The following is a 7,939-nucleotide window of genomic DNA, read 5'->3' as shown; positions in this document are numbered from 1 at the left end:
CCCTTCGACATAGCCGATGGCGAGCCGGCCGACGGCGCCGCTGGCCAGGTTGCGGCCGAACTCCTCCACACGTCGCGCATTGGACAGCAGCGCGCGGGCCTCGGTGAGGAAGGCGCGGCCCTCGGCGTTGAGATGGACCCGCTGCTTCGACCTCTCAAAGAGGGAAACACCCAACTGCTCCTCGAGCTGGATGATCTGCCGGCTGAGTGGCGATTGGGAAATATGCAGCATTTCGGCTGCGCGCCCGACATTTCCGGTTTCGGCGACCGTGACGAAATAGCGGAGCTGGCGCAGGTCGAACATTTCTCCTCCAAGGCTCAAGTCCCTTTGGGTCTCAACTTTAGCCTAATCAGTCTTAGACTGTCTGACCAGCCAAAAGCGATAATCGGCCATCCAACCAAAGGAGACTGCCATGCAGTTCTTTGCCCTTCTCGCTCGCAACACCGAAAAATTTACCGATGCCGATTTCGCTCCGCTTCTGCCCGGCGAAGCCGAACAGCGGCGCACGCTCTACGCCGAAGGGGCGGTACGTCAGGTGTGGAACCGAGGCGATATCCCGGGCAGCGGCATGATGCTCGAGGCTGCTGATGATGCTGAGGTTCGCGGCCACCTCGCCACCTTGCCGTTGGTCAAGGCCGGCATGATGGACATTGCCGCAATCGTGCCCCTCAAGCCCTACCCCGGCTTCGGCCCGAAGCACTGACAGGGCACATCCGGGGGTGACGAAGGCGTCACCCCCGGATTGACACGGGGGATCGACAGACTGTGATCGGCTGTCAAGAAACCGTCACACGAAACCGGCTTCGCGCGTGCTAGGAATCAGTATCAGGCAGCCGCCGTGCGGCGCCATCTTCGGAACATGTATCTGGCACCGCCCATGGACATCTCTCTCGCCCCGGAAGGCACCGACCTGTCGCCCTACCTGCCCGACGAGCACGGATTGTTCTTCATCTATCACTTCACCGCTGAGGGCGTGCGAACCAGGGACGCCGCCGCCGCGCACTGGACATGGCGCAGCTACCAGCTTTCCGACATGCGGGCCCGCCACGAAATCGGCGCCGATCGGGCTTTGCCGGCACCCGTGCGTGAAGCTTTCCTATCCGCCAGCCATGGCTGCCACATCGACCTTGAGGACGACTGGCTCTATGGCGATCTGCCGGACCTGCGCCATGACTATTCGGCGGAAGCGGGCGGGCTTGGCCATTTCCGCTTCGCGCTCAATGACACGATGCTGGTCGGCGCCCGCAAGCAACCGCTGCAATCGGTCGACAACATCCGCAAGGCGATCGAGAATGGATCGCGCAAGTTCCGCTCGCCAGCCGAGTTGATCGAGGCTGTCGTCGGCCAGTCGTTCGATGGCATGGTGGCGGAACTTGCGGCACTCGGCGACAGTCTCGACGGCATCGAAGACCGTATCGTCTGCGACGCATGGCACAATGAACGGCAATCCCTGGTCGACGCGCGCCGGCATCTGGTGGTGATCCACAGGCAGATGGCGACGCTGACCAATCTGTTCCGTCACCTTGATCATTCGCACCGCAACGACCTGCCAGACAGCATCAACGACATGGCCGCGCGCCTTTCACACCGGGCGCAGACGCTGCACTATGACGGCGAGCAGTTGCAGGCGCGCGCCCGGCTATTGCAGGACGAGCTTATGGCAAAGCTGACGACGCAGTCGAACCGGCTGCTGTACGTCCTGTCGGTGATGACGGCGGTGCTGTTGCCGATGACCATCATCTCAGGCCTGTTCGGCATGAACGTTGGGGGCCTGCCGCTGGTCGACACGCCAATGGGCTTTTGGGTGGTGACGGCTGTGTCCATGGTGATCGCGGGTGCGACCTATCTCTTTGTCAGGCGGCTCGGACAGATGTAGCACCCGCCGGCAGCTTTCACGCAGTGGCGCGAAGATCCTCGATGATGGTGCCGGCGGCGGCCACTTCCGCTTCGTGATCGGGCTCGCGCCAGGTCTCGGCAAGCCCAGCCGCATGCCATTCGCGCATCGCCGGCAGAGCAAGCAACTGCGCCGGATACGCTGCAGCCGCACCCTCGAAGGAGAGCCCATAAGACTGTGCGCGGAACGCCACCGGGGCAAAGAAAGCATCTACTGCGGTGAAATGAGCGCCCGCCAGAAATGGCCCGCCGAAACGAGCAAGACCATCATTCCAGAGGTCGCCGAGGCGAAAGAGGTCCTGCTTCAGCGCATCGGACATCGGAAACGGCTCTACCCGCACGCCGCAACTCATCGGACAGGCGCTGCGCAATGCGGTGAAGCTCGAATGCATCTCGGCGGCGGCCGAGCGCGCCCAGGCGCGCGCCTTGGCTTCGACGGGCCACACGCCATGGTGGCGTTCTGCCAGATATTCGACGATGGCCAGCGAATCCCAGACCGCCCAGCCGTCGTCGACCAGGCACGGCACGCGGCCGCTCGGTGAGAAGGAACGGTACAGATCCCAGCTCGATCCGGTCGGGAATGGCGTCAGCCGCTCCTCGAATGGGATATACAGCGCGCGCATCAGCACCCAGGGCCGCAGCGACCATGAGGAATAATTTTTGTTGGCGATATGCAGCAGGTACATCGAACCCCCTTACCGTACGGGCTGCGGCGCGGCGCGTCGCGCTGTCGTCAACATCGACCAGGAATAGACTGCCAAAGCCGCCCAGATCAGCGCAAAGGCGATGGCCTGGATGGTGCCGAAAGGCTCGTCGAAGATCAGAACGGCGATCAGGAACACCATGGTCGGCGCGATATATTGCATGATGCCGATGGTTGACAGCCGCAGCAGCTTGGCGCCGAAGGCGAACAGCAACAACGGCACCGATGTGACTGGACCGCAGCCGATCAGCAACGCCGTATCCGTGCCACTGTTGGATACGATGTGGTCCTGTCCGGTCGCGATGAGATAGACGATGTAGCCAAGTGCCGGCACCGACAGCAGAAGGACTTCGAGCAAAAATCCCTGGCTCGGGCCGATCGGCAGCGTCTTGCGGAAGAAGCCGTAGGCGGCGAAGGAAAACGCCAGTGCCAGCGACACCCAGGGCAGCTTGCCGCCTTCGATGGTCAGCACGGCGACGGCGACGGCCGCCAGCACCACCGCCGCGATCTGCAGCCGGTCGAGCCGCTCGCCGAGCAGCAGCGCGCCGACAACGACGCTGACCAGGGGATTGATGTAGTAGCCGAGCGCGGTTTCGACGGTGCGGTCGACCGCGATCGCCCAGACATAGATGCCCCAGTTGACCGAGATCAGCGCCGCCGTCAGCGCGGCCATGGCGATGGTGCGTGGCGAACGCAGCGCCGCCTTGAAATCCGCCGTGCGGCCGGCCCAGATCAGAACGGCGGCGGCGATCGGCACCGACCAGACGATGCGATGGGCAATGACTTCCGCGAGCGGCAGATGAGCGACCGCCTTCATGTAGAAGGGCAGCAATCCCCATAGCAGATAGGCGCCGAGCGCCAGCAGAAAGCCGCGCCGGGCCTTGGACTCTGCATCCAGGGTAATTGCTTCAGTGGCCATGGGCCAACGCTATGGCCCAGTCACCTTGGCAAGACCATCGCAAAGTTCTGATGGATCAATGGACTTTCGCTGATGGTTCAACCCTATTCGGCGGCCACCAGTCCGGCCATCTCGCGGTTCTTCATCAGCTTGTAGACGATGGAATCCATCAGCGCCTGGAACGAGGCGTCTATGATGTTCTCGGAAACTCCCACCGTCCACCAGCGTGCGCCGGTGCCGTCATGCGATTCGATCAGAACGCGGGTGATCGCCTCGGTACCGCCATTGAGGATACGCACCTTGAAGTCGGCCAGCTCCATGTCGGCGATCTCGCCCTGGAATTTGCCGAGGTCCTTGCGCAGCGCGATGTCGAGCGCGTTGACCGGGCCATGCCCTTCGGCCACCGACATCTTCTCCTCGCCATCGACCACCACCTTGACGATCGCTTCGGAGACCGTCTTCAACTGGCCGTTGGCGTCGAAGCGGCGCTCGACCATGCAGCGGAACGAGGTGACGTTGAAGAATTCCGGCAGGCCGTGCAGCATCTTGCGGGCGAGGAGTTCGAAGCTGGCATCGGCGCCTTCATAGGCATAGCCCTCGGCCTCGCGCTCCTTGACCACGGATATCAGCGCGTCGAGCCGGTGATCGTCCTTCGGCACCTCGATGCCGCGTCGCCTCAGCTCGGCGAGGAAATTGGCCTTGCCGCCCTGGTCCGAGACCATGACACGGCGGCGGTTGCCGACGGTTTCGGGGGGGACGTGCTCATAGGTCGCCGGCTCCTTGGCCAGTGCGGATGCGTGGATACCCGCCTTGGTGGCGAAGGCGGAAGCGCCGACATAGGGCGCTTGCGCCTCTGGCGCTCGGTTCAGGAGTTCGTCAAATGCGCGCGACAACCTGGAAATGCCTGTCAGCGCCTCAGCCGAAATGCCAGTTTCGAAACGATCGGCGAAGGCCGGCTTTAGCGCCAGCGTCGGCACGATCGAGATCAAATTGGCGTTGCCGCAGCGCTCCCCGATGCCGTTGAGCGTGCCCTGGATCTGGCGCACGCCAGCCTCGACAGCGGCGAGGGAATTCGCCACGGCCTGGCCGGTGTCGTCATGGGCATGGATACCGAGATGATCGCCTGAAATACCCGACGAAATAACCTTCTCGACGATGGCGCGGACTTCCGATGGCTGCGTGCCGCCATTGGTGTCGCACAGCACCACCCAGCGCGCCCCGGCATCATAGGCGGTCCTGGCGCAGGCCAGCGCGTAGTCGGGATTGGCCTTGATGCCATCGAAGAAATGCTCGCAGTCGACCAATGCCTCCTTGCCGGCGGCGATCGCCGCCTCGACGGAGGCCTTGATGGCGTCGAGGTTCTCCTCATTGGTGCAGCCGAGCGCGACACGGACGTGGTAGTCCCAGCTCTTGGCGACGAAGCAGATGGCATCCGATTTCGATTGCACAAGAGACGCTAGGCCGGGATCGTTGGACGCCGACACCCCTGCCCGCTTGGTCATGCCGAAGGCGACGAATTTGGCGCGCTCCGTGCGCTTCTCCTGGAAGAAGGCGGTGTCGGTCGGGTTGGCGCCGGGATAGCCGCCTTCGACATAGTCGAGGCCAAAAGCGTCAAGCAGTTTTGCGATGGCGATCTTGTCCTCGACGGAAAAGTCGATGCCCGGCGTCTGCTGGCCATCGCGCAACGTGGTGTCGAAGAGATAGAGGCGCTCGCGGGTCATGGTCATTTGCCTGCAAACTTGTCCGTCGCGCGGATCAGCCGGTCGAGGATACCCGGCTCCGAATAAGCATGGCCGGCGCCCTCGATCAGATGGAAATCCGCCTTTGGCCAGGCCTTGTGCAGCGCCCAGGCATAGCGCGCCGGGCATGGCATGTCGTAGCGGCCATGGACGATGGTGCCGGGGATGTCGCTCAGCCTGTGCGCGTCGCGCAGCAATTGTCCCTCTTCCAGCCAGCCGGCATGGACGAAATAGTGGTTCTCGATGCGGGCGAACGCGACGGCATAGTCGTCCTGCCCAAACGGACCGCTTGTCTCAAGCTCCGGCAACAGCGTGATCGTTTCGCCTTCCCACAGGCTCCAGGCGCGGGCCGCCTCGATCTGCGCCTTTCGATCCGTGCCGACCAGCCGCTTGCGATAGGCGGCCATCATGTCGCTGCGCTCGGCCTCCGGGATCGGCGCCAGGAAGCGCTCCCATTTGTCCGGGAACATTTCCGAGACGCCGAACTGATAGTACCATTCCAGTTCCGCACGCGTCAGCGTGTAGATGCCGCGCACCACCAGTTCGCTGACGCGTTCTGGATGGGTCTCGGCGTAGGCGAGCGCAAGCGTCGACCCCCAGGAGCCGCCGAACACCAGCCATTTGTCGAAGCCGGCCATTTCGCGCAGCCGTTCGATGTCGGCGACCAGGTGCCATGTCGTATTGGCTTCGAGCGAGGCGTTGGGCGTCGATTTTCCGCAGCCACGCTGGTCGAACAGGATGACATCGTAGAGCTTCGGGTCGAACAGCCGCCGGTGTTTTGGCGAAATGGTGCCGCCCGGCCCGCCATGCAGGAACACCGCCGGCTTGGCGCCTTTGGTGCCGGAACGCTCCCAGTAGACCTGGTGGCCGTCGCCGACATCGAGCATGCCGGAATCGAACGCCTCGATCTCGGGATAAAGCGTACGCAATTGACTGCTCATAGTTGTAAACCTTTGGTCGGCCAGTCCGGCGTTTCATGGTCTGGGTGCTGGAAGGAGATGATGGATTCCTGCCTGTTGTAATAATCAGGATCCTGGTGGACGGGCTGATCGAAGATCGTCTCCACCCAGGGCAACCGCGCGGCATAGTTGACCTGGATCTGCGGTGCCAGGTCCGAACGGTCGTCGAAGGCACCGATCGCGATTTCCAGCCCGCCGGGCTGCCGATATGTCAGCGGCGTGCCGCAGCGGGCGCAGAAACCACGATCGATGTTGACCGACGACTGGAAGTAACTCGGCTCTTCATGGGTCCATTCGACGCCATCTCTGGGCACCGTGACCAGCGCGCCGAAGAACGAGCCGAACTGCTTCTGGCACATGCGGCAATGGCAGATGGACGGACGGCCGAGCGCTCCATGAACGCGGAAGCGCACGGCGCCACACTGGCAGCCGCCGGTTCTTACCTGATCGGTCATGATCTTTCCTTTGGCGGCCATTGTTCGGTGTCGTGGTCGGGGTGCTGGTAGGAAACGAGATCGGCCAGATAGGAGGCCGACGACATGTCGGCCATGGTGTCCTCGCCCGGCAGTTGCGGGATCGAGTCGACATAGGGCAGCTTTGCCTCGATCCCCCATTGAATCAGCGGCACGATCTCCGCTGGATTGTCGAACGCACCGATGGCGAGGCCAACCCCGTCCGGCGCGGTGAAGGTCAGCGGCGTGCCGCAATCGGCGCAAAAACCGCGATCGACATGGTTGGACGAACGGAAGTATTTCGGCTCGCCGCGCGTCCAGTCGAGCCTGGCGCCACGCACCGAAACCAGCGGCGCGTAGAACGCGCCGAACGCCTTCTGGCACATGCGGCAATGGCAGACCGAAGCGTCGCCCAAAGCGCCTTCAACGCGAAAGCGCACCGCGCCGCACTGGCAGCCGCCGGTGTAGATCGGTCGGTTGTCGAGGCTCATCGCTGATCACTCCGGCGCATGGCAGACGGCCTCGACGTTGTTGCCGTCGGGATCGAGGACGAAGGCGCCATAGTAGTCCGGGTGATAGTGCGGGCGCAGGCCCGGCCCGCCATTGTCCTTGCCGCCGGCGGCAAGCGCCGCAGCATAGAAGGCTTCGACCTCGGCGCGGCTGCGCGCGGTGAAGGCGACGTGCTGATGGGCCTTCTGACCATCCTTGCCTTCCTGCAGCCAGAATACCGGCCGATCGCGACCGTAGCCACCGACCTTTTTACCGCCGGTGTACTCCAGCGGCACCATATACAACAGCGCGGCACCAAGCGGCGCCATCGCCTTGTCATAGAAAGCCTTCGAAGCGTCGAAATCGGCAACGTTGATGCCGAGATGATCGATCATCTTTTTACCTCCCAGGTGGTGATGCGTTCGCCTGTGACCGGATCCTTGCCGTCCTTCAACTGTATCCCTTGGGCCAGCAGGTCGTCGCGGATGCGGTCGGCTTCGGCCCAGTTCTTGGCGGCGATGAACGCGAGACGCTTGGCGATGGCCTTGGCGACGTGGCCTTCATCAACCTTCGCCGACGCGACGTCGAAGCCGAGGAACAGCAGCGACGCCTTCAGCGATGCAGCGGCATCGTTGCCGTCCACTGCCTCGCCGGCCAACTGGGTCAGGATCTGGAAGGTGGCATAGGTGGCGAGATCGTCCGACAAGGCGTCGATGATCTCCACGGGCACCTGTCCCGCCGCCGTCGGCGCGAGGTCGGCCCCCCGCTTCCATTTTCGCAGGGTGTTCTCGGCCTCTTCCAGCTTG

The 7,939-nt window shown here is 63.3% G+C and carries 10 protein-coding genes and 1 pseudogene; 2 read left to right on the top strand and 9 right to left on the bottom strand.

Going from position 1 to position 7,939, the window contains the following annotated elements; genetic code table 11:
- Positions 1–303: LysR family transcriptional regulator (locus EN932_RS23285; RefSeq protein ID WP_128369100.1), on the bottom strand; the 303-nt coding region annotated here is incomplete at its 3' end.
- 109 nt (positions 304–412) lie between these two features.
- Here EN932_RS23285 and EN932_RS23280 point away from each other — a divergent pair.
- Positions 413–703 (top strand): muconolactone Delta-isomerase family protein, encoded by a 291-nt coding sequence (locus EN932_RS23280; protein ID WP_013532552.1) that lies wholly within the window; start codon positions 413–415, stop codon positions 701–703.
- Positions 704–877: 174 nt separating this feature from the next.
- Positions 878–1,876, top strand: a complete 999-nt coding sequence (locus EN932_RS23275) for a transporter (protein WP_164753979.1) — start codon at positions 878–880, stop codon at positions 1,874–1,876.
- 16 nt (positions 1,877–1,892) lie between these two features.
- Here EN932_RS23275 and EN932_RS23270 read toward each other — a convergent pair whose 3' ends face one another.
- From EN932_RS23270 to EN932_RS23235, 8 genes and pseudogenes are all read right to left on the bottom strand, one after another.
- A complete protein-coding gene (locus tag EN932_RS23270; RefSeq protein ID WP_127368676.1) occupies positions 1,893–2,579 on the bottom strand; it encodes a glutathione S-transferase family protein in 687 nt (228 codons plus the stop codon).
- Between the two features lie 9 nt (positions 2,580–2,588).
- Complete coding sequence (rarD, locus tag EN932_RS23265; RefSeq protein WP_127368677.1) at positions 2,589–3,515, bottom strand: EamA family transporter RarD; 927 nt, start codon at positions 3,513–3,515, stop codon at positions 2,589–2,591.
- A gap of 83 nt (positions 3,516–3,598) precedes the next feature.
- A complete protein-coding gene (gene cimA / locus EN932_RS23260; RefSeq protein WP_196815395.1) occupies positions 3,599–5,221 on the bottom strand; it encodes a citramalate synthase in 1,623 nt (540 codons plus the stop codon).
- On the bottom strand, positions 5,218–6,174 hold the full coding sequence (gene pip / locus EN932_RS23255; protein ID WP_127368678.1) for a prolyl aminopeptidase: 957 nt from the start codon (positions 6,172–6,174) through the stop codon (positions 5,218–5,220). Before pip ends, cimA begins: the two co-directional genes overlap by 4 nt.
- Complete coding sequence (locus EN932_RS23250) at positions 6,171–6,647, bottom strand: GFA family protein (RefSeq protein WP_013532558.1); 477 nt, start codon at positions 6,645–6,647, stop codon at positions 6,171–6,173. The genes pip and EN932_RS23250 overlap by 4 nt, the downstream gene beginning before the upstream one ends.
- On the bottom strand, positions 6,644–7,135 hold the full coding sequence (locus EN932_RS23245) for a GFA family protein (RefSeq protein WP_013532559.1): 492 nt from the start codon (positions 7,133–7,135) through the stop codon (positions 6,644–6,646). Before EN932_RS23245 ends, EN932_RS23250 begins: the two co-directional genes overlap by 4 nt.
- 6 nt (positions 7,136–7,141) lie before the next feature.
- Positions 7,142–7,528, bottom strand: a complete 387-nt coding sequence (locus EN932_RS23240; protein WP_013532560.1) for a VOC family protein — start codon at positions 7,526–7,528, stop codon at positions 7,142–7,144.
- Positions 7,525–7,939, bottom strand: a pseudogene (locus EN932_RS23235) (cysteine--tRNA ligase); the annotation flags it as partial. The gene EN932_RS23240 and the pseudogene EN932_RS23235, both read right to left, overlap by 4 nt.

Source organism: Mesorhizobium sp. M7A.F.Ca.US.002.01.1.1, from assembly GCF_004022955.1.
In the GTDB taxonomy this organism is placed as follows: Bacteria; Pseudomonadota; Alphaproteobacteria; order Rhizobiales; family Rhizobiaceae; genus Mesorhizobium; species Mesorhizobium ciceri.
The sequence above is the reverse complement of the archived record's forward strand: the minus strand, read 5'-3'. Positions and strand labels throughout refer to the sequence as shown.

Excerpts from the sequence above, each read along its gene's own strand:
- EN932_RS23280 (WP_013532552.1), top strand. The coding sequence starts at position 413 with ATGCAGTTCTTTGCCCTTCTCGCTCGCAACACCGAAAAATTTACCGAT.
- EN932_RS23275 (WP_164753979.1), top strand. The coding sequence starts at position 878 with ATGGACATCTCTCTCGCCCCGGAAGGCACCGACCTGTCGCCCTACCTG.
- EN932_RS23240 (WP_013532560.1), bottom strand. The coding sequence starts at position 7,528 with ATGATCGATCATCTCGGCATCAACGTTGCCGATTTCGACGCTTCGAAG.
- pip (WP_127368678.1), bottom strand. The coding sequence starts at position 6,174 with ATGAGCAGTCAATTGCGTACGCTTTATCCCGAGATCGAGGCGTTCGAT.
- EN932_RS23250 (WP_013532558.1), bottom strand. The coding sequence starts at position 6,647 with ATGACCGATCAGGTAAGAACCGGCGGCTGCCAGTGTGGCGCCGTGCGC.
- EN932_RS23245 (WP_013532559.1), bottom strand. The coding sequence starts at position 7,135 with ATGAGCCTCGACAACCGACCGATCTACACCGGCGGCTGCCAGTGCGGC.
- cimA (WP_196815395.1), bottom strand. The coding sequence starts at position 5,221 with ATGACCATGACCCGCGAGCGCCTCTATCTCTTCGACACCACGTTGCGC.
- EN932_RS23270 (WP_127368676.1), bottom strand. The coding sequence starts at position 2,579 with ATGTACCTGCTGCATATCGCCAACAAAAATTATTCCTCATGGTCGCTG.
- rarD (WP_127368677.1), bottom strand. The coding sequence starts at position 3,515 with ATGGCCACTGAAGCAATTACCCTGGATGCAGAGTCCAAGGCCCGGCGC.